Below are 19,842 nucleotides of genomic sequence, written 5' to 3'. Positions count from 1 at the left end.
CGGTGAGATGGTGTGGAAATCAAACCAAATGAAACGAAGCTGATATCAGCCTTTTTTGTTTTTTTCCTTATGCCAGGCATGCAGATTGGCGTAGGGGTGTTAGGGTTCGAGCGGATCATAGCGAAAGAGGCTGGCCAGGACGCCTGGATATCGATCATCATTTCAGGGGTAACGATCAATATTCTTGTTTGGATGTGCTACAAGATGCTCGGCAGAGGCACCCAAACGCTAGACTTGGTTGCCATCCACCACGATTTGTTTGGGAAGTGGGCAGGAAATGCCTTCAATAGTTTATTCATCATTTACTTCATCTCCATTACCATCATCATTGTCAGGACGTATTTGGAGGTGATTCAGGTTTGGATGTTTCCGGGGGTGAATATCCTGATGCTTTTAAGCATCATCCTGATACTCGTGTATAGCTTTGTCGTGGGTGGGTTCAGGGTCATTACAGGCTTATGTTTGATCGGACTTATCATCACGTCCCCCTTGATCCTATTGAATTATTTTCCGTTGAAGCACGCCCATTTTGAAAATTTGGGACCCGTTCTTGATCATTCCTTTTTGGAAATCATGAAGGCCTGCAAGAAAATGACGTTGAATTATCTTGGGTTTGAATTGCTCCTGGTTTATTATCCATTCATCAAAAAGCGAGAGCACTCGCAAAAATGGGCCCACTTTGGGGTGCTGTTCACCATGGCGGTATACCTAAACTCCTTCATCGTTTCCATTGCCTACTACCATCAAGATCAGCTGAAGGATGTCATATGGGCAACCTTGACCTTATGGAAAATCGCCGACCTTCCATTCATCGAGAGGTTCGAATATATCGGTGTTTCCCTATGGCTCTTCATGGTGCTGCCGAATATTTGCCTAGGGATCTGGGCAGCAAGCAGGACGGCAAAAAGGGCATTCGGGGTTAGGCAAAGGAAGCTGCTGGTCATGATTCTGCTCGTCATTTTATTTGCTTGTATTTTCTTGGATAACCGCATTAAGATCGATTTGTTCAACACGATCAGTTCACATATCGGGTTTTATATCATTTATGTGTACCTCCCGCTTTTGTTCTTATGGCAGATGATCGTTTACAAACTAAGGGGACATAAATCATGAACGTCAAATTACTCTTAATATCATCCTGTTTCATCCTACTGTCGGCTTGCGGAGTGGAAAAGCAAATATTGGAGGATATTTTAATCGCTGAAATTGTCGGCTATGATGATGTGGGTGAGGATAAAATCAAAGGTACGGTCGTTGTCAGCGTGCCGCAGCCTGGAGAGGAAGCGAATCTTGGGAAAGAGGTGTATGAAGCCATTTCCCATGACATAAACGCCACTCGTCAGCAAGAAAATGCCAAAACGCCATTTCCCATCGTCGGCGGGAGACTGACGGTCATCCTGTACGGTGATGAATTGGCGAGAAGAGGGCTGAATGATTACGTGGATACATATCGGCGCGACCCGATGGTGGGAAGGGATCTTTATTTAGCGATCGTGGATGGCAAAGCGGAGGATGTCGTTAGGATGGAGCCGAAGATGGTCAGAACTCCAGGCGTTCAAGTGAAAGAGCTGATCGAGCAGAATATGAGGACGAATTTGACGGATGTGGATTTGCATAAGTATTTATATGCAAGTCATGGAAAAGGCATCGATCCGGTCATGCCCTTATTGGAAAAGGCGGAAGATCAAATAGTCGTGAAAGGGATTGCCCTGTTCAAAAGGGATACATATATCGGCAAATACATTCCATATGAGGAAGGTTTTTTATTCAAGATCCTCAGCGAGAATTTCAAGCTGGGGAGTTACGAAATTAAGTGGAAGGAGAATGATTATACGAATATCAATAATGTGGAATCACGGGTGCGTTATCATATCACGGATGCCAATCGGAATCCGAAGGCCAGGATCGAAGTGAATATGAAAGCAAATCTGCTGGAGGTCCAGGGCTATGACTTGAACAAGCCTATCGACGTGAACAAGATAGAAGCCAGGGCGGAACATATCCTTGGAAAGAAAATGAATGAGATGGTGAACATGTTTCAGACGTATAATATAGACCCGCTGGCACTCGGTGATCATGCGAAAAGTAAAACGAGGAATTTCAACCGTGAACATTGGGAAGCGGTATATCCTCATATTCCAATCGAAGTAGATTTGAATATCGAAATGATTCAAACGGGAATCTCGGAATAAATAGAGAATATTATGAAGTTCCCTCCTTTAAATAAGGATATGGATGGAAGGATTGTGTCGATGTGTGAAGGAGGAAGGCTGCTGTTGCTTTGCAGCTTTCAAGAGGAGTATGCGGCCTTTTCACTGCCAGGGAAGCTGCTTTCCAAAGCTGATCGGCAATTATGCGGAGAAGGGTACCGGAATTCACTTGAACCCTTTTGCCCTTATGAATGCGGTGTTTATCATTTGAATTGACAAAGGACCTGGTTCCCTAATTGGGAGACCAGGTCCTTTTTATGGATCATTTCGTTTTAAGATCACATTCCTCAAGGGGGATGATCTTCGTTTTATGCTTCCACTTGTAACCGAACCATAAGACGAAGAATAAAAACAGCCCGATGTAGGAAACGAACATGGAATTCCAGTCGATCCCGTCGCTTGAGAAAGCTTGGTAGCCTTGTCCAATAATGATGATGATGCATAGAACAAGAGCAAAGATGGGTCCGAATGGGAATCCCAATGCGCGATACGGCAAGTCATTCAAATCAAGCCCTTGAGCGGAATAGGCTTTGCGGAACCGGTAGTGGGCAATCGCAATCCCGACCCAAGTAACGAAGCCAGCCATACCAGAAGCATTCAATAACCAAATATACACGACGCCGTCGCCGAAGAATGAAGCAAGGAAAGCAAGGCAGCCAACTAAAGCGGTGACGATAAGGGCATTGACCGGAACTCCCCGTTTATCCAGCTTGCCAAGGAATTTTGGCGCTTTTCCATCACGTGCCAAGTCCCAAAGCATACGGGTCGAGGCATACATGCCAGAGTTACCGGCTGAAAGTACGGATGATAAAATGATCGCGTTCATGATCGAGGCTGCAAAGGCAAGGCCTGCGCGCTCGAAAACGAGCGTGAAAGGACTGACGGCAACATCTTCACTAAGCAAACGCGAATCCGTAAATGGAATGATCATGCCAATGACGAAAATGGCCAGGATGTAGAATAAGAGAATGCGCCAGAAAACCGATCTGATCGCTTTAGGAATATTTTTTTCCGGATCTTCGCTTTCCCCCGCCGTCACTCCAAGCAATTCTGTTCCTTGGAATGAAAAACCGGCTGCCATGAATACGCCCAAGATCGTGAAGAAGCCTCCATTAAAGGGACCATCACCGATCGTGAAGTTGGAGAAACCGATCGGGTCCTTCCCGCCCATGATGCCTAGAATGATCAGGACACCTGTAATCAGGAATATCACGACTGTCACGACTTTGATCATGGCAAACCAGAATTCGGCTTCGCCGAAGCCTTTAACGGACATGTAATTGATCAAGAACATCATGATCAGGGCAATGGCACTCCATATGAAGGAGGGAGTATCAGGAAACCAGAACTTCATGATCAAGACAACGGCTGCCAATTCAGCAGCAATGGTGATGGCCCAGTTATACCAGTAGTTCCAACCGATGGCAAAACCGAAGGATGGATCGACGAATTTGGATGCGTAGACCCGGAATGAACCGGCCACAGGCATGTATGCTGCCATTTCTGCAAGACTTGTCATTAAGTAATAAACCATGATGCCTATTACGGCATATGCCACGAGGGCGCCGCCGGGACCGGCAGAATGGATGGCGCCGCCGCTTGCTAAAAATAGGCCCGTTCCGATCGTGCCGCCTAAAGAAATCATCATTAAGTGACGCGCCTTCAGGCTCCTTTTCAATTCAGTGGGGCTTGATGTTGGCTGAGAATTTGACAATTGATGTTACACTCCTTTTTTATTGGAAGGATACGGAAAAAACAAAAAACAGCAGTCGAAAAAGATCGACGGCTGTTTATAATAAACCCGTTTATCCTTCCGAAGATAGCTCCCCACGCTTTATAAAAAACGTGACAGTGATGTTCCTGTTCGGCAACACCGCCAGCGAGAATATACATGGAATATACCCTAACTTCGGCAACTTATCCTTTCTAGCGGAGTCGTCAATCTTCCAGGATCTCGTCCGTAATACTTTTATAAGCTGCAGCCTCTAACTCATCGGTAAATGAGGAAGTATTCAATTATAGTGAATCGTTGCGTGTCATTGCGAGAAAACGCATGGCACTCTTTACTCATGCAACCGCTGATAGATTACTAGTGATTGAGTAAACTTTACTATATTAAAATTATAAAATAATCTCAAAGATATAGCAATGATTAATTTTCGTGGTTATTTTTTCCTAGTTGAGGAAAGAGGCAATGCCTTTAAACGGTCTTTCTTTTAATAAGGGAGTAGTCCAGTTTCACATGTTTGATGACTTCGGGATTCTCGAACAGGTCCACCGCCATTTTCCCGATCCATTCTAGTGGCAAGGAAATGGTCGAGATATCAAGCATCTCACTGAGGCTATCATTGTTGAAGCCGAGGATTGCCACATCTTTTGGTACCCTTATGCCCGATTTATTGGCCGTAAGGATGAATCCGGCAGCCGTGTCATCATTCGTGATGATGATGGCCTCCGGTTTGTCGGGCAATGAACTCCAGTCCTGAAACAATTGGACACCGTCCTTGATATGGTAACTGCCCTCGAAGAGCCAATCTGGATTGTGCTGAAGCTGATGTTTTGTCATGATGTCGGTGAAGGCCTTCGTTCGAAGATAACTGTTCCTGCTTTTTTTACGGCCGAGGCTGTAGCCGATCTTCGTATAGCCTTTGGCAATCACGTATTCAAGCGCACAGGAAAATGCTGCGTAATGATCGATGCTGATGGATGATAATTCAGCCTGGGCGGTATCTTCACATAAGATGATCGGTCCATAGGTTTGGTAACTTAGAAGGACTTTCATTTCCGAAATCCGGGAACAGACGATAATGCCATCCAGTTGCTTCATTTGCAGCATATTCAAGGCTTGAATTTCCTTCTCTCTTTCATAATAGGTCTGAAAGATGACAATATGATGCCCGATTGCATTCGCCTGCTTCGTGATTCCGTTCACGATCGCCCCGTAATAGGGATGATTGGTGAAGGGGAGAATGATGCCGATGAGGTTCGTTTTTCCCTTTGAAAGATGAATGGCATTGATGTTCCGTGAATAATTCAAGCGTTCAATGGCTTGCAGGACACTTTCCCTTTTATCGGGGCTTACATACGGATGATTATTCAATACACGAGATACCGTTGAAACGGATACACCGGCAAACTGGGCAATTTCTTTAATATTTGTCATGGGAATCACCGTTTTTCTTTTAGTTTATTGTACCTTATGAAACCCATTTCAGAGCAAGAGTGCCGTAGTTTCCGTTGGATATTTTTTGGGATGGGGGGTTGTTATGATATGGGTTTCATCCTTTAAGCTTGATTCAAGTCTTAGGGGAGGAGGAGATCGAATGATTCAAACATTAATCAGCCTGATTGCACTTTGCGCGATCGAATTGGGCTTGGCGTACTTGGCAATATCTTCGAAAAAGGTAAAATGATTTCGTTGAGGCATGTAGGATTTTGGGCATGCCGGAATGTCCCTCTGCTTTATATTCACCATTCCCGCCCCGCAATATAACCATACCTTCACCTTTACGTGCATACACCATCCTTACTGCTTGGAACAAGGCATTCCGAGCAGTATTTGTTGTGGGAAAACCGATGTGAAATAAAATAGTTGCACTTTTTTTGAATATTTGTGTATAGTATAAAATAAGTTGAGCAAAGGAAACTTTTTAGTATAAACGACAATATAAAAAAATTTACACCAAGATTTGCACTAAGGAAAAATTTTTAGGTTCGGAAAAAAGGAGGGTTTTTGGTTGGGGTTCATAAAAACGATAGGAGGCGTGCTTGCTGCATTGCTCATGTTAACGGGATGCGGCAATGATACCGCCAAACAGGATGAAGGCAATGGCAAGTTGAAGATTGTTGCCACAACAGGAATGATAGGGGATTTGATTGAGAATATCGGCGGTAAACATGTCGAGGTCACGAGTTTAATGGGACCGGGAGTGGACCCCCATCTTTATAAGGCCACACAAGGCGATGTGAAGACCTTGGATGCCGCTGATATGATCTTTTATAATGGCGTCCATCTGGAGGGGAAGATGACCGATATCTTTGAAATGATGGGCAAGAATAAACCGACGATTGCGGTAACGGAGGATTTTAAGGAAGACCAGCTTCGTAAAGTAAGTGCAACGGAACATGATCCCCACGTTTGGTTTGATGTAAAGCTGTGGATCGTTGCGGCAGGGGCCGTGAAGAAAGAATTGATTGCCAATGACCCAGATCATGAAGCGGACTATCTCGGACATTACGAAAAATATGTTTTGCAATTGAAGGAGCTGGATCGATACGTTCAGGACGAAATAAATAAAATTCCCGAAGACCAACGGGTGCTTGTTACAGCACATGATGCTTTCGGTTACTACGGGCAGTCATATGGCCTGGACGTCAGGGGCCTTCAGGGAATCAACACATTGTCGGAATATGGCTCAAAAGATGTGACGGATATGCGGAATTACCTTGTCGAGAATAAAATAAAAGCGATTTTCATAGAGTCAAGCGTTCCGAGGAAGGCGATCGAGGCCGTCATTCAAGGAGCTGCCAAGCAGGGCCACAGCGTAAAAATCGGCGGTGAATTATTTTCGGATGCGATGGGCGAAAAGGGTACGGAAGAAGGAACCTATATCGGCATGGTCCGTCATAATACAGATATTATCGTCCATGCTTTGAAATAAGGGGGAGAAAAGATGGAGCAAGCGGCATTGAAGGTAGAGGATTTAACGATTGCTTATCATAAGAAACCGGTTGTCGAGGATGTCTCATTCGAGGTGCCGGAAGGGAATTTGATCGGTATCATCGGCCCTAACGGAGCAGGCAAATCAACCTTGATCAAAGGGATACTTGAATTGGTTCCGAAATTATCCGGAGACATCACAATTAAGGGGGCCACGTATAAATCGATGAGAAAAAGCATCGGCTATGTTCCGCAGCGGGAATCGGTGGATTGGGATTTCCCGACCAACGCCCTCGATGTCGTGATGATGGGGAGATATGGCCACCTTGGCTGGCTGAAGCGCCCAGGTAAGTCAGAAAAACAAAAGGCGATGGAGTGCTTGGATAAGGTGGGGATGGCCGAATATGCCAACCGGCAGATCAGCCAGCTATCAGGCGGACAGCAGCAGCGGATTTTTCTGGCTCGTGCGCTGGCACAGGAAGCGGATATCTATTTCATGGATGAACCGTTCGTGGGTGTCGATGCAGCAACCGAGAAAGCCATCATCCAATTATTGATGGATTTGAAGGAAAAGGGAAAAACGGTTTTGGTTGTGCATCATGACCTTTCGACCGTCAAGGAATATTTCGACTGGACGATGTTATTGAATAAAAGATTGATGAAAATTGGCCCGACTCAAGAAGTGTTCATTCCCGAATACTTGCAGGAAACCTATGGAGGCCGCTTAGCGATACTGCCAGATACGAAATCCGGCCTTTTATTAAAATGAGGTGTACACGATGAATTTACTGGATATCATGACTGATCCCAATACGAGATGGATCTTGCTTGGTACGATGTTCCTCGGTTTAAGCAGCGGCGTCATTGGAAGCTTTGCTTATCTCAGAAAGCAGTCTTTGCTTGGAGATACGCTCGCACACGCAGCGTTACCCGGCATTTGCATCGCCTTCATGCTGACTGGGGTGAAATCGACTTCCTTCTTTCTTATTGGGGCGGCATTGGCAGGATTGGCAGCCGTTTTCTTGATAAGTGTACTCACGAGGTACAGCAAGATTAAGCAGGATGCAGCTTTGGGAATCGTATTATCCTCCTTCTTTGGCTTTGGGATCGTCATGCTCACGCAGATCCAGCAGAGCGAGTATGGAAACCAGAGCGGGCTGGATACGTTTCTATTCGGGCAGACGGCGTCAATGGTCATGTCCGATGTATATATGATGATGGCCGTTTCCTTTATACTGATTTTCACCTGCACGTTGTTTTTTAAAGAATTCAAATTGCTATCCTTTGACCCAGGGTTTGCCAAAGGAATGGGATTGCCGGTCGTTTTTCTCGATTATTTCATCATGATGCTGATTGTGGCGGCTGTCGTTATCGGCATCCAGGCCGTCGGTGTCGTATTGATGGCCTCCTTACTGATCACACCTGCGGTATCCGCCAGATATTGGACGGAGCGCCTGCATATCATGGTCATCCTGTCCGGGATCTTCGGAATGCTGAGCGGTGTATCCGGTACACTGATCAGTACGTCCGTCAATAATTTGCCGACAGGACCGCTGATCGTCTTATCCGCTACGGCATGGTTTTTCTTTTCCTTGCTTTTTGCACCGAAACGGGGAGTGCTTTCATCGGTATGGAGAAGGGTCTCATTAAAAAAGAATCATTCTCTTGAACAGGAAAGAAGGAAAGGGAGATATACATCATGAATGATTTTTGGATTATCTTGGTTGGCGCATTGGTGGCGGGTTCCTGCAGTGTTTTAGGCTGCTTCTTAATCGTGAGGAAAATGACGTTGATAGGGGATGCGATCAGTCATTCCGTGTTGCCGGGCATCGTATTGGCCTTTTTACTAACCGGAACCCGCGATTCCGTCCCAATGCTGGTCGGGGCAGCGGCGCTAGGATTGCTCACAGTATTCTTGATCCAGCTTTTCCAATCGTCCGGCGTCCAGGCTGACGCGGCGATCGGCATTGTCTTCACCTCCCTTTTTGCAGCGGGCATCGTACTGGTGAGCTTATATACGCAACAAATAGATTTTGACCTGGAGCATGTCCTTTATGGTGAAATTGCCTATACTCCATGGAACACGCTGACAATTGGCGGGATCGAGGCCGGACCGAAAGCCGTTTGGATTGTGGGAAGCTGCTTTATCCTGAACCTCATCCTGATATTCGTTTTCTTCAAGCAATTCAAGCTCGTCTCCTTCGATCCGGCGCTGGCGGCTGCAATGGGAATTCCTGTCCTGCTGTTTCATTATGTATTGATGAGCCTCATTTCGATGACTACCGTAGCCTCCTTTGATAGTGTAGGCTCGATATTGGTGGTTGGAATGCTCATCATTCCAGCGGCGACGGCGTACTTATTGTCGGATCGCCTAAGCGGGATGATCAAAGTCAGTATCGTCGTCGGGGTTCTGAGCTCCGTCATCGGTTACTATTCGGCTACGATTCTGGATGCCTCGATATCCGGCTGTATGGTGGGATCGGCCGCTTCATTATTTTGTCTCGCCTTTCTCTTTTCCCCTACCCATGGATTGGTGAGCAGATTGCTGAAACGGAGGAAGTCGAAGGAAAGGTATGCTTAATTTTTCCAGCTGAACGGTTCCATGCGGTCTGCCCGGTAAACTATTCTTCGATATAGTTGTGATTTTATTTGTTTAAAGTATAATGGATAAGTGTATTTGAAGATGTATCGCAGGAGCCTTTTTAAGGGAGAGTTAAGTATGGAAGAACAAAATAAATTTTCATCACGAATAGATTTTTCTTTGGTCACGATCTTGCTGTTATTATGCGTGGGAAGCTGCTTGGCGATATACAGTGCCCAAACGACTGGGCAGTACGGGGAAAACTTCTTAATTAAACAAATATTTTGGTATATAGTGGGAATTGGGATCGTTTTGGGTTTCATCACGCTTGATTCAGATCAATTAAAAAAAATATCCTGGTATGCATACGGGTTCGGATTGTTCTTGCTGTTATTGTTGATCCTTATGCCAACATCCATCGTACCTAATATAAACGGTGCAAGAAGCTGGTTCGTCATTCCAGGAATCGGTTCGATTCAGCCTTCGGAATTCATGAAGGTGTTCCTGATCCTAGCCTTGGCAAATGTCATCTCGAACCATCATCTAAAGAACACGCTGAAGACCATTCAAACGGACTTATGGCTGCTCATCAAGATTGGCATTGTCACAGGGGCGCCGCTCCTGTTAATCATGCAACAGCCGGATTTAGGCACCGGGCTTGTCATCATGTCAATCATGATTGGCATGGTTTTCATTTCAGGAATCTCATGGAAGATTTTGCTGCCGATCATTTCAGGAGGAATCGTCATCGCTGGGACGATCCTCTACTTTGTCCTTTGGAAGCCGGAGCTCCTGGAAAAATACCTAGGGGTAAAATCCTATCAGTTTGGCCGCATCTATTCCTGGCTCGATCCATATAATTATGCGAGCGCGGAAGGGTATCATTTAACCAAGTCCTTATTGGCCATCGGCTCCGGCCAGACTACCGGTAAGGGTATCGGCTCCAGGGAAGTGTACCTGCCCGAGAGTCACTCGGATTTCATTTTCAGCATCATCGGCGAAGAATTTGGCTTCATCGGCTCAAGCATCATCATATCCCTGTTTTTCCTATTGATCTATCACATAACCAAAACGGGGATGGATACGAAAAATAACTTCTATACATATATCTGTGTCGGAGTCATAAGCATGCTGACATTCCACGTCTTTCAAAATATCGGCATGACGGTCGGACTATTACCGATTACGGGCATACCGCTTCCATTCGTCAGCTACGGAGGGAGCTCCCTAATGGGTAACATGATGGCCATGGGCTTGATATTCAGCATCAGGTATCACTACAAGAAGTATATGTTCTCGACCGATATTTAAAGAAAAACCACATCGTCTTGACGCAACACCCCTTTTAGGGGTGTTTTTTTATGGCTCTCGATTTCGAAGCATTTAGCTGATGCATTTTGGAGAATTATATTTAAGAAAATGGAGGACTTACTTGTGAAATCGTGGAGCTTACTGAAATTTACTCGCGAAATCGAGCGAATTCAGGAATTGATCATAAAAATCGCCAGCTTCGGATGAAAATCAGACAAAATGACCGAAGTTGGCGTGAAAAGGCATGGATAAGTGCATATATTCGAAAGAATGGAGAGTTTACTCGCCAAATCAAGCGGTTTACTCGCGAGATTAGCGCAGTTACTCGCCAAATTGGTAAGTTTACTCGCGAAAAGGGTGTTCTCACATCAAATTCAGGAATTGCCACTGAATTTTTGCATAAAATTAAGCGTTAATAGAAGTCGTCGTGCATACGCATTCATCTAAGAGGACGGATTTATTTGTCCACAGGCAAAAGGAGCTGAAGCCAGCTCCTGCACTTAATTGTTATTGAAGGTTCGACCCGTATGGGAATTGGCTTTTGTATCCTGAAAATTGCTGATAGGATTGGCCTAAGCTGGTGGCTTGCGCTTTTTCGAGGCCGTACCAGCCTTTTTCGAACATGATGTTATAGAGCTCACGCTGCATTTCCTGATTTTCTTTCGAAATGGAGAATATGTCTTGGAATAATACTTGGTTACTCATTTCATGCAGGGCAACGGACAAGGAGTTGCAGAAGTATTTTTCCGTAGTGAGCATGTCATTAATGAAATCCCGATCGTTCATCTGCGGTGTTTTGGCTACGGGAGATTCCGGGTTTTGGACTTTGTTTTGATTGGGCATCAAGAACCCTCCTTTACTGGAATTGTTGTCCCTGAGTCTGGTTTGGATCCAGATGACTCAAGATCGTATCGTAATGGCGCTGATGCATGAGTCCGCAACGATTCAAAGCGTCGATGATTTGCGGGTCTTTGCATTGCGTGGCAAAAAAATGCGCTTTTTTGATTGCGTTCAGATTCCATGAAAGCATGTCGGCCAGGTATAAGCTGTCTTTCACGGAAACCATCTCCGGCGGCTGCTTCATCAAGCCTGTTGGCTGCTGTTGGCTGTTAAAAGAATTTTGCTGTTCCATCATCCTGCCTCCTTTAAGTGTTCGGTAAACGCCTTTAATTTTCCCTGAAGGGTATTTTTTATTCTCGCTTCCAAATATCTGAAAATTTAATTAAAAGATAAAATGTACCTGTGCATCTATTTTTCCAAAAAATTATTTGGAGGGAATGCAGATGGAGCGAATCTTGAAGAGCCTGTTCTTATTTTTGTCCAAGAATAAAAGCATGACGAGGGCAGCCAAGAAATATGGGCTGCGTTTTGGGGCATCCCGTTTCGTTGCTGGGGAGTCATTGGAAATGGCCTTGGACGTCATTGCCGATTTGAATCGGAAGGGGCTTGCTGTAACCATCGATTATTTGGGTGAATTCATCGAGGACGAACGAGAGGCAAGGACGATGGCAGATCAGTGTATCGAAGCCATTCGCATGATTGGCAGGGAGAATCTGGATTGCCAGCTTTCCTTGAAGCTGACCTCGATGGGGTTGGATGTGTCGGAGCGGGTCGTCATGGATAATCTGCGGAGGATTTTGGAAACAGCGAAGGCCAATCATGTATTCGTCACTCTTGATATGGAAGATTTTCCGCGCTGTCAGCCGACTTTGGATGTATTCAAAAACTTACGAGCTGAATATACTGAATTAGGGACCGTCATTCAGGCTTATCTATATCGGACGGAAAAGGATATTGCGGAACTAAACGAATTGCATCCGAATTTAAGGCTTGTAAAAGGGGCCTACAAAGAATCAAGGGAAGTGGCCTTTGCCGAGAAAAAGGATGTTGATGAAAACTTCAAGAAAATCATCAGGCAGCATATATTGAATGGAAATTATACAGCGATTGCCACGCATGATGATAAGATCATTGATTACACGAAGGTGCTGGTGAAGGAACAGGGAATTCCCGGTAGTCAATTCGAATTTCAAATGTTATATGGCATCCGCAATGAAAAACAGCTTCAACTCGTCGAAGAAGGCTACAAGGTGAGGGTCTACGTTCCGTATGGTACGGATTGGTATGGGTATTTCATGCGCCGCCTTGCGGAGAGACCGGCCAATGTTGCATTCGTTCTGAAGGGGTTATTCAGGAGATAGAAAGCGGGAGCCGACCTGGATGGCGGTCGGCTGCCGTGGGAATTTATTTTTTGAATTGATTGTTCTGGCTGTTCACTTTATTGATTCCATGTGAGCGTTCGCCGCCGGGGCCGGCATTGCCTTTGACGCTCGCTGCACTTACTGCCGCTTTCGAAGGATTGTTTTTACGTTTCATTTATAGGTCACCTCCTGCTCGTTATTTTCTACTGAACAGTGAAGAAATAACCAAAGGAAGATGGATAAAAAAATATTTTTTCCTGTTTAATCATTGCGGAATTTCCAAATATATTCTATATTAGTAATAAGAAAAAATATTCAAATTTTTTTGGATTAAAAATGAATGAGCATTCATTCAATACATTGCGTAAGGGGGATATGAACTTGGTTCGACAAATACGAAAGGCTGCTGTTTTAGGGTCAGGAGTTATGGGATCAGGGATTGCTGCACACCTTGCTAACATCGGCATTCCGACTTTATTATTGGATATTGTACCTCGCGAACTTACAGAGGATGAAAAGAAAAAGGGACTAACATTAGAAGATAAACAAGTACGTAACCGCATCAGTCAAACTGCGATTACAAAGCTTTTAAAACAGAAGCCGGCACCGCTTTCGGCAAAAGGGAATCTTGCTTTGATCGAGGCGGGAAACCTGGAAGATGATATAAACCGTTTGAAGGATGTCGATTGGGTCATCGAAGTGGTCGTCGAGAAGCTGGAAGTGAAGAAAAGCGTCTTTGCTCAAGTTGATCAGCACCGTAAGCCAGGAAGCATCATATCCTCGAATACATCCGGCATTTCAATCGAGGCGATGAAAGAGGGGCGTTCGGAGGACTTTCAAAAACATTTTCTGGGAACACACTTCTTCAATCCGCCGCGCTACTTAAAATTGCTGGAAATCATACCTACTGAAGCAACTTCACCAGAAGTGCTCGAATATATGAAACAATTTGGCGAGGATGTACTTGGAAAAGGTGTCGTCGAAGCCAAGGATACACCAAACTTCATCGCAAACCGGATCGGCACCTACGGCTTGCTGGTGACACTGCGGGAAATGCAAAAAGGCGGCTATAGTGTTGGCGAGGTCGATTCAGTAACCGGACCGTTGATCGGAAGGGCAACTAGCGCGACTTTCCGGACACTCGATGTGGTCGGCTTGGATACTTTTGCCCATGTTGCGAAAAACGTTTATGACCAAGTGGAAGGGGAAGAAAAAGAAGTTTTCGCTCTCCCTGCTTTCATGAACGAAATGCTAAAGAAGGGTTGGCTTGGAAGCAAGTCAGGTCAAGGCTTCTTCTTGAAAAAGGGCAAAGAAATCCTTGAATTGAATCCCGATACACTTGAATATGAAGCACGAAAGAAACTAAAAACGCCTTCCATTGAAATGGCGAAACAGTCCAAGGGCTTGGCAAACAAAATGAAAGCGCTTGTTTATAGCGATGACCGTGCCGGCCAATTGCTGTGGAACGTGCTGAATCCGGCGCTTGTGTACTCTGCCCAATTGCTTGGTGACATCGCGGATGACATCGTGGCAATCGATCAAGCGATGAAATGGGGCTTTGGATGGTCGACAGGTCCTTTTGAAACATGGGATGCAATCGGCGTAGAGAAATCGGTGGCAAGGCTGGAATCCGAAGGGATTACCGTCCCGCATTGGGTGAAGGAAATGCTTGCAAAGGGAATCACGTCGTTCTATAAAGAGGAAAATGGGGTTGTCCATTACTATGATAATGGTGAATATAAAGAACTTGTCGAGAACCCTAAAGTGATCAATCTTAAAGCGATCAAGAAACAAAAGGGCGTGATCAAGAAAAACAGCGGTGCAAGCTTGATTGATATCGGCGATGGAGTGGCTCTTCTGGAATTCACTTCACCGAATAATGCAATCGGTCTTGATATCATGCAAATGATCAATGCGGCAGTCGATGAAGCGGAAGCGAATTTCAAAGGCTTGGTCATCGGAAACCAGGGCAAAAACTTCTGTGTAGGCGCTAATATTGCGATGATGCTTATGGAAGCGCAAGATGACAACATTTTTGAACTGGATATGGTCATCAGTCAATTCCAAAAGGCCATGCTGAAAATTAAATACAGTGCCGTTCCTGTAGTCGTGGCCCCGTTCAATATGACCCTTGGCGGCGGTGCCGAAGTATCCTTGCCGGCTGCACGGATCCAGGCGACGACAGAAACCTATATGGGCCTTGTCGAAGCAGGCGTCGGGTTGATCCCTGGCGGAGGCGGAACGAAGGAGCTTTACGTGAAGACGTTGCGTAACATGCCTAAGGGCGTGGACTTTGACTTGCAAAAAGTGGCCAATCAAGTCTTTGAAACGGTCGCGATGGCAAAGGTTTCGACATCCGCTGAAGAAGCACGCGGAAACAATTTCCTTGATTCATCCGACGGAATCAGCGTGAACGCGGACCATCAATTATATGATGCGAAGCAGGCGGTCCTTTCCATGCATGAGCAGGGGTATACGGCTCCTGTCCGCACGAAGATTCCTGTCGTGGGCGAAACGGGATATGCCGCCCTTCTATTGGGGGCGGAATCGATGCGCCTTTCCGGTTTCTTATCCGAACACGATCTTGTCATAGCAAAAGAGCTTGCATACGTCCTCGCCGGAGGAAAACTTCCATTTGGTACGGAAGTAGATGAACAGTATATCTTGAATCTTGAAAAACAAGCGTTCCTGAAACTGATATCGACTCCGAAATCCCAAGCAAGGATGCAGCACATGCTCATAAAAGGGAAACCGCTCCGTAACTGATGAATCGATGAAAGTGTAAGGTGAAAACAAAAAAAGAAGCTTGATGGCTTGATAGCTTAAAAATGAGTTAGGGGGATCCTCATGAAAGAAGCGGTAATAGTTGCTGGAGCAAGGACTCCGGTAGGAAGAGCGAAGAAAGGTTCTCTTGCGAACGTGCGTCCAGATGATTTAGGGGCTCTAGTGGTAAAGGAAACGATAAAGCGTGCAGGAAATTACGAAGGAACCATTGATGATCTGATCATCGGCTGTGCGATGCCAGAGGCGGAGCAAGGGCTGAATATGGCACGTAACATTGGTGCATTGGCAGGACTGCCTTATACAGTACCAGCGATAACGATCAATCGTTACTGTTCAAGCGGTCTGCAAAGCATTGCCTATGGTGCGGAGAGAATCATGCTCGGCCAAAGCGATACCGTCATTGCCGGCGGTGCGGAGTCGATGAGCCTTGTGCCGATGATGGGCCATGTGACACGTCCGAATGCGCAGCTTGCGGAAACGGCGCCGGAATATTACATGGGCATGGGCCACACGGCTGAAGCGGTTGCAAAAAAATATGGCATCACCCGCGACGATCAAGATGCCTTTGCTGTAAGAAGCCATCAAAGGGCGGCCAAGGCGATTGCCGAAGGGAAATTCAACGACGAAATCGTACCGGTTGATGTAACCCTTCGCTCTGTTGGACCTGACCTTAAATTGAAGGAAAAGTCATTCACATTTGCACAAGATGAAGGCGTGCGTGCAGGAACGACTGCGGACATACTCAAAAAACTAAGACCTGCATTCTCCGTGACCGGATCCGTCACGGCAGGGAATTCATCACAAACGAGTGATGGAGCTGCAGCGGTCATGGTCATGGATGGGGAAAAGGCATCTTCATTGGGGATGAAGCCGATTGGTAAATTCCGTTCCTTTGCAGTGGCAGGCGTACCGCCCGAAATTATGGGGATCGGACCGATCGCCGCCATACCGAAAGCTTTGAAACTAGCGGGTCTTGAGCTATCCGACATTGGTTTATTTGAATTGAATGAAGCTTTTGCTTCCCAATCGATTCAGATCATTCGTGAGCTAGGATTGAATGAAGAAATCGTCAATGTGAATGGCGGGGCGATTGCCTTGGGACATCCGCTTGGTTGTTCGGGAGCCAAATTGACATTAAGCCTTTTACATGAAATGAAACGCAGGAACCAACAATTCGGTGTCGTGACAATGTGTATCGGCGGCGGAATGGGTGCTGCCGGAGTCTTTGAATTATTAGCATAATTCGCTCCTTGCGGAAGCTGTCAGCCGCTTCCGGCGGGGTTCACTGATCATAAATCATTTAGGGGGAAATAATATGTCGAATCAAACAACAGATAACCTCATTAAAGGCGGAGCTTTCCTAGTAGAAGATATTACGTTTGATCAAGTATTCACACCAGAGGATTATACGGATGAGCACAAAATGATTGCCAAAACTTCTGAAGATTTCGTCGTGAATGAAGTTTTGCCGCAAGTTGAACATTTAGAAAACCATGAATTCGACCGCTCGGTAAAACTGCTGAAGCATGCAGGTGAAATCGGGCTGCTTGGTGCTGACGTACCAGAGGAATACAGCGGGTTGGGGCTTGATAAAATCAGTTCTGCACTGATTACGGAAAAAATGGCGCTTGCAGGCGGGTTTGGCATTACGCATGGTGCACATGTAGGGATTGGCTCCTTGCCGATCGTATTATTCGGTAATGAAGAGCAAAAGCAGAAATATCTTCCTTCATTGGCTACTGGTGAAAAAATTGCCGCTTATGCGTTAACGGAGCCAAGCTCGGGATCTGATGCTTTAGGAGCGAAAACGACAGCGAAATTGAATGCTGAAGGTACACACTATATTTTAAATGGTGAAAAACAATGGATCACCAATGCAGGCTTTGCAGATGTCTTCGTTGTATATGCCAAGATCGATGGCGAACAATTCTCCGCGTTCATTGTCGAGCGTGAATACAAGGGTGTATCCACTGGTGCGGAAGAGAAGAAAATGGGAATCAAGAGCTCTTCCACACGTACATTGATCCTTGAAGATGTACAGGTGCCGGTCGAAAACCTTTTGGGTGTAGCCGGAAAAGGGCATGTCATTGCTTTTAATATCTTGAACATCGGCCGTTATAAATTGGGTGTTGGTGCCGTTGGCGGATCTAAGCGCGCTCTTGAAATTACAGCTGCTTATACGAATCAACGCCAGCAGTTCAAAACGAAAATCTCCGACTTCAACTTGACGAAGGAGAAGCTGGCAACGATGGCGGCCAAGATTTATGCAGCGGAAAGCTCTGTATACCGTACTGTCGGGCTTTATGATCAAAGACAAAGCAAGCTGACGGATGAGCAGGTGAAGGATGGCAAATCGATGGCTGCCGCGGTTGCAGAGTATGCGATTGAGTGTTCAGTGAATAAATTCTTCGCTTCGGAAGTATTGGATTACGTAACGGACGAAGGTGTACAGCTTCACGGCGGTTATGGTTTCATGCAGGAGTACGAAATCGAAAAAGCGTATCGTGATTCCCGTATCAACCGCATCTTTGAAGGCACAAATGAAATCAATCGCCTGCTCGTTCCAGGGACGTTCCTGAAGAAGGCACTTAAAGGGGAATTGCCGCTTCTTCAAAAGGCACAGGGGCTGCAGGAGGAATTGATGATGATGATGCCTGAGGAGCCTGGTGATGAGCCTTTGGCACAAGAAAAAATGCTCGTCAGGAATGCCAAGAAAATCGGGATTTTGGCAGCGGGCCTTGCTGCGCAGAAATACGGCAAGCGTCTTGATCAGGAGCAAGAAATCCTCTCCAACATTGCTGACATCGTGTCCCTTGCGTATGCCGCCGAGTCGGTTGTATTACGTACGGAAAAAGCGATCGCTGCAAGTGGACTGGAAAAGAACAAACAAAAGGTCCTGTACACTGAAATTTTCGTTCAGGAAGCATTCAATGAAATTGAACAGCATGCCAAGGAAACATTAATCGCCGTGGAAACTGGCGATACACTTCGGATCATGCTTTCATCGCTTCGCAAATTGACAAGGCATACCCCGATCAATGTCATTGCGAAAAAACGTGAAGCTTCCGTCAAGGTAATCGAAATGGAGAAATACGCGCTATAAGCAATGAAAGCGTTCAATGAAGGGAATGTCCGCAATGGGCATTCCCTTTATTTCCTTTGTTCAAATCCGCCCGGAAAATCAAAGTCATTTCGTTGTATTGCTTGGTGAAAACGGGTATTCTATTGATAGGTGGTGAAACGATGGGCTTAATATTATATTGGTACCCAAAATGCGGCACGTGCCGTAATGCGAAGAAGTGGCTGGATCATCATGAACTGCAATATGAGGCGATCCATATAGCGGAAAATCCGCCTTCCCGAGCTGAAATCGAACAACTATACAAAACCAGCGGGCTGGAGCTCAAGAAGTTTTTCAATACGAGCGGACAAAAATATCGGGAGCTTGGCTTGAAGGATAAGCTGAAGGAAGCTACCGAAGCTGAGATGCTTGATATATTGGCAACTGACGGGATGCTTCTAAAAAGGCCGATTGTTACGGATGGAACGAAAGTGACGGTAGGATTCAAAGAAGAGCAATTCGAACAGGTATGGAACTAAAATTATACAAAAATTTGGTTAATTCCTTACTTTAATAATATTTCTACCTTATAATGTAATAGAAAAACAAGCTATACATATGGAGGGAATTAATAATGACAACAACACCAAAAGAACTTCGTTACACGAAAGAACATGAATGGGTAAAGACGGAAGATGGGACAGTGCGCATCGGGATCACGGCATTTGCCCAATCCGAGCTAGGGGACATCGTTTTCGTCGAGCTTCCTGAAGTAGGGGACGAGCTTAAGGCTAACGAGCCATTTGGCAGCGTTGAATCGGTCAAGACCGTTTCCGAGCTTTATGCCCCGATCAGCGGCAAGGTTGTTGAAGTGAACGATGAGTTAAGTGACAACCCTGAATATGTCAATGAATCTCCTTTTGAGAAAGCATGGATGATTGTGGTTGAACCAACGAACAGCAGTGACGTTGAGGGCCTTATGAGCGCGGAAGAGTATGAAAGCTTGATCAACGGGTAAAACGAAGGAGAGGGGC

General features: G+C 45.7%; 19 protein-coding genes and 1 riboswitch. Of the genes, 14 read left to right on the top strand and 5 right to left on the bottom strand.

The window, feature by feature from the left end:
* Positions 1–12: 12 nt before the first annotated feature.
* The 3 genes from QNI08_RS15405 to QNI08_RS15395 are packed head-to-tail and all read left to right on the top strand — an operon-like array spanning position 13 to position 2,426.
* Positions 13–1,113: a GerAB/ArcD/ProY family transporter gene (locus QNI08_RS15405; protein WP_285768289.1), complete on the top strand. Its 1,101-nt coding sequence runs from the start codon at positions 13–15 to the stop codon at positions 1,111–1,113.
* Positions 1,110–2,192, top strand: a complete 1,083-nt coding sequence (locus tag QNI08_RS15400) for a Ger(x)C family spore germination protein (protein WP_285768288.1) — start codon at positions 1,110–1,112, stop codon at positions 2,190–2,192. Before QNI08_RS15405 ends, QNI08_RS15400 begins: the two co-directional genes overlap by 4 nt.
* A 60-nt stretch (positions 2,193–2,252) precedes the next feature.
* Positions 2,253–2,426, top strand: coding sequence for a hypothetical protein (locus QNI08_RS15395; protein WP_285768287.1), 174 nt, complete (start codon positions 2,253–2,255; stop codon positions 2,424–2,426).
* Between the two features lie 46 nt (positions 2,427–2,472).
* On the opposite strand, the gene QNI08_RS15390 is transcribed toward QNI08_RS15395, so the two are convergent.
* Entirely contained in the window at positions 2,473–3,924 is a 1,452-nt protein-coding gene (locus QNI08_RS15390) for an amino acid permease (RefSeq protein ID WP_285768286.1), read from the bottom strand.
* Between the two features lie 98 nt (positions 3,925–4,022).
* Positions 4,023–4,206, bottom strand: a riboswitch (Lysine riboswitch).
* A 204-nt stretch (positions 4,207–4,410) separates the two neighbouring features.
* Entirely contained in the window at positions 4,411–5,373 is a 963-nt protein-coding gene (locus QNI08_RS15385) for a LacI family DNA-binding transcriptional regulator (protein ID WP_285768285.1), read from the bottom strand.
* A 619-nt stretch (positions 5,374–5,992) separates the two neighbouring features.
* Between QNI08_RS15385 and QNI08_RS15380 the strand changes: the two genes are divergently transcribed.
* The 5 genes from QNI08_RS15380 to QNI08_RS15360 all read left to right on the top strand — a co-directional run bounded on the left by QNI08_RS15380 (position 5,993) and on the right by QNI08_RS15360 (position 10,762).
* Positions 5,993–6,871 carry a metal ABC transporter solute-binding protein, Zn/Mn family gene (locus QNI08_RS15380; protein WP_285768370.1) on the top strand — a complete coding sequence of 293 codons (879 nt, stop codon included), beginning with the start codon at positions 5,993–5,995 and terminating at the stop codon, positions 6,869–6,871.
* A 12-nt stretch (positions 6,872–6,883) separates the two neighbouring features.
* Positions 6,884–7,639, top strand: coding sequence for a metal ABC transporter ATP-binding protein (locus QNI08_RS15375; RefSeq protein WP_285768284.1), 756 nt, complete (start codon positions 6,884–6,886; stop codon positions 7,637–7,639).
* Between the two features lie 10 nt (positions 7,640–7,649).
* Positions 7,650–8,573 (top strand): metal ABC transporter permease, encoded by a 924-nt coding sequence (locus QNI08_RS15370; protein ID WP_285768283.1) that lies wholly within the window; start codon positions 7,650–7,652, stop codon positions 8,571–8,573.
* Positions 8,570–9,451 (top strand): metal ABC transporter permease, encoded by an 882-nt coding sequence (locus QNI08_RS15365; RefSeq protein ID WP_285768282.1) that lies wholly within the window; start codon positions 8,570–8,572, stop codon positions 9,449–9,451. The genes QNI08_RS15370 and QNI08_RS15365 overlap by 4 nt, the downstream gene beginning before the upstream one ends.
* Before the next feature lie 138 nt (positions 9,452–9,589).
* Positions 9,590–10,762 (top strand): FtsW/RodA/SpoVE family cell cycle protein, encoded by a 1,173-nt coding sequence (locus tag QNI08_RS15360; protein ID WP_285768281.1) that lies wholly within the window; start codon positions 9,590–9,592, stop codon positions 10,760–10,762.
* A gap of 507 nt (positions 10,763–11,269) precedes the next feature.
* Here the strand turns inward: QNI08_RS15360 and QNI08_RS15355 are convergent.
* Both QNI08_RS15355 and QNI08_RS15350 read right to left on the bottom strand, forming a co-directional pair.
* A complete protein-coding gene (locus QNI08_RS15355) occupies positions 11,270–11,605 on the bottom strand; it encodes a spore coat protein (protein WP_285768280.1) in 336 nt (111 codons plus the stop codon).
* A gap of 13 nt (positions 11,606–11,618) precedes the next feature.
* Positions 11,619–11,897, bottom strand: coding sequence for a hypothetical protein (locus QNI08_RS15350; protein ID WP_285768279.1), 279 nt, complete (start codon positions 11,895–11,897; stop codon positions 11,619–11,621).
* A 148-nt stretch (positions 11,898–12,045) separates the two neighbouring features.
* Here QNI08_RS15350 and QNI08_RS15345 point away from each other — a divergent pair, with 148 nt between their 5' ends.
* On the top strand, positions 12,046–12,963 hold the full coding sequence (locus tag QNI08_RS15345; protein WP_285768278.1) for a proline dehydrogenase family protein: 918 nt from the start codon (positions 12,046–12,048) through the stop codon (positions 12,961–12,963).
* 43 nt (positions 12,964–13,006) lie between these two features.
* Here the strand turns inward: QNI08_RS15345 and QNI08_RS15340 are convergent, their stop codons facing one another.
* On the bottom strand, positions 13,007–13,138 hold the full coding sequence (locus QNI08_RS15340; protein ID WP_285768277.1) for a YuzL family protein: 132 nt from the start codon (positions 13,136–13,138) through the stop codon (positions 13,007–13,009).
* A gap of 206 nt (positions 13,139–13,344) precedes the next feature.
* Here QNI08_RS15340 and QNI08_RS15335 point away from each other — a divergent pair, with 206 nt between their 5' ends.
* From QNI08_RS15335 to gcvH, 5 genes are all read left to right on the top strand, one after another.
* Positions 13,345–15,729, top strand: a complete 2,385-nt coding sequence (locus QNI08_RS15335; RefSeq protein ID WP_285768276.1) for a 3-hydroxyacyl-CoA dehydrogenase/enoyl-CoA hydratase family protein — start codon at positions 13,345–13,347, stop codon at positions 15,727–15,729.
* 81 nt (positions 15,730–15,810) lie between these two features.
* A complete protein-coding gene (locus QNI08_RS15330) occupies positions 15,811–16,989 on the top strand; it encodes an acetyl-CoA C-acetyltransferase (RefSeq protein WP_285768275.1) in 1,179 nt (392 codons plus the stop codon).
* Positions 16,990–17,062: 73 nt separating this feature from the next.
* Entirely contained in the window at positions 17,063–18,850 is a 1,788-nt protein-coding gene (locus QNI08_RS15325) for an acyl-CoA dehydrogenase family protein (protein WP_285768274.1), read from the top strand.
* A gap of 140 nt (positions 18,851–18,990) precedes the next feature.
* A complete protein-coding gene (locus QNI08_RS15320; protein WP_285768273.1) occupies positions 18,991–19,347 on the top strand; it encodes an arsenate reductase family protein in 357 nt (118 codons plus the stop codon).
* Between the two features lie 95 nt (positions 19,348–19,442).
* On the top strand, positions 19,443–19,826 hold the full coding sequence (gcvH, locus tag QNI08_RS15315) for a glycine cleavage system protein GcvH (protein ID WP_061142404.1): 384 nt from the start codon (positions 19,443–19,445) through the stop codon (positions 19,824–19,826).
* The last annotated feature ends 16 nt before the right edge of the window (positions 19,827–19,842 follow it).

The organism is Peribacillus folii (genome assembly GCF_030271255.1).
GTDB lineage: Bacteria > Bacillota > Bacilli > Bacillales > DSM-1321 > Peribacillus.
The sequence above is the reverse complement of the archived record's forward strand: the minus strand, read 5'-3'. Positions and strand labels throughout refer to the sequence as shown.

Excerpts from the sequence above, each read along its gene's own strand:
- QNI08_RS15400 (WP_285768288.1), top strand. The coding sequence starts at position 1,110 with ATGAACGTCAAATTACTCTTAATATCATCCTGTTTCATCCTACTGTCG.
- QNI08_RS15395 (WP_285768287.1), top strand. The coding sequence starts at position 2,253 with ATGTGTGAAGGAGGAAGGCTGCTGTTGCTTTGCAGCTTTCAAGAGGAG.
- QNI08_RS15385 (WP_285768285.1), bottom strand. The coding sequence starts at position 5,373 with ATGACAAATATTAAAGAAATTGCCCAGTTTGCCGGTGTATCCGTTTCA.
- QNI08_RS15380 (WP_285768370.1), top strand. The coding sequence starts at position 5,993 with ATGTTAACGGGATGCGGCAATGATACCGCCAAACAGGATGAAGGCAAT.
- QNI08_RS15375 (WP_285768284.1), top strand. The coding sequence starts at position 6,884 with ATGGAGCAAGCGGCATTGAAGGTAGAGGATTTAACGATTGCTTATCAT.
- QNI08_RS15370 (WP_285768283.1), top strand. The coding sequence starts at position 7,650 with ATGAATTTACTGGATATCATGACTGATCCCAATACGAGATGGATCTTG.
- QNI08_RS15365 (WP_285768282.1), top strand. The coding sequence starts at position 8,570 with ATGAATGATTTTTGGATTATCTTGGTTGGCGCATTGGTGGCGGGTTCC.
- QNI08_RS15360 (WP_285768281.1), top strand. The coding sequence starts at position 9,590 with ATGGAAGAACAAAATAAATTTTCATCACGAATAGATTTTTCTTTGGTC.
- QNI08_RS15355 (WP_285768280.1), bottom strand. The coding sequence starts at position 11,605 with ATGCCCAATCAAAACAAAGTCCAAAACCCGGAATCTCCCGTAGCCAAA.
- QNI08_RS15350 (WP_285768279.1), bottom strand. The coding sequence starts at position 11,897 with ATGATGGAACAGCAAAATTCTTTTAACAGCCAACAGCAGCCAACAGGC.
- QNI08_RS15345 (WP_285768278.1), top strand. The coding sequence starts at position 12,046 with ATGGAGCGAATCTTGAAGAGCCTGTTCTTATTTTTGTCCAAGAATAAA.
- QNI08_RS15340 (WP_285768277.1), bottom strand. The coding sequence starts at position 13,138 with ATGAAACGTAAAAACAATCCTTCGAAAGCGGCAGTAAGTGCAGCGAGC.
- QNI08_RS15330 (WP_285768275.1), top strand. The coding sequence starts at position 15,811 with ATGAAAGAAGCGGTAATAGTTGCTGGAGCAAGGACTCCGGTAGGAAGA.
- QNI08_RS15325 (WP_285768274.1), top strand. The coding sequence starts at position 17,063 with ATGTCGAATCAAACAACAGATAACCTCATTAAAGGCGGAGCTTTCCTA.
- QNI08_RS15320 (WP_285768273.1), top strand. The coding sequence starts at position 18,991 with ATGGGCTTAATATTATATTGGTACCCAAAATGCGGCACGTGCCGTAAT.
- gcvH (WP_061142404.1), top strand. The coding sequence starts at position 19,443 with ATGACAACAACACCAAAAGAACTTCGTTACACGAAAGAACATGAATGG.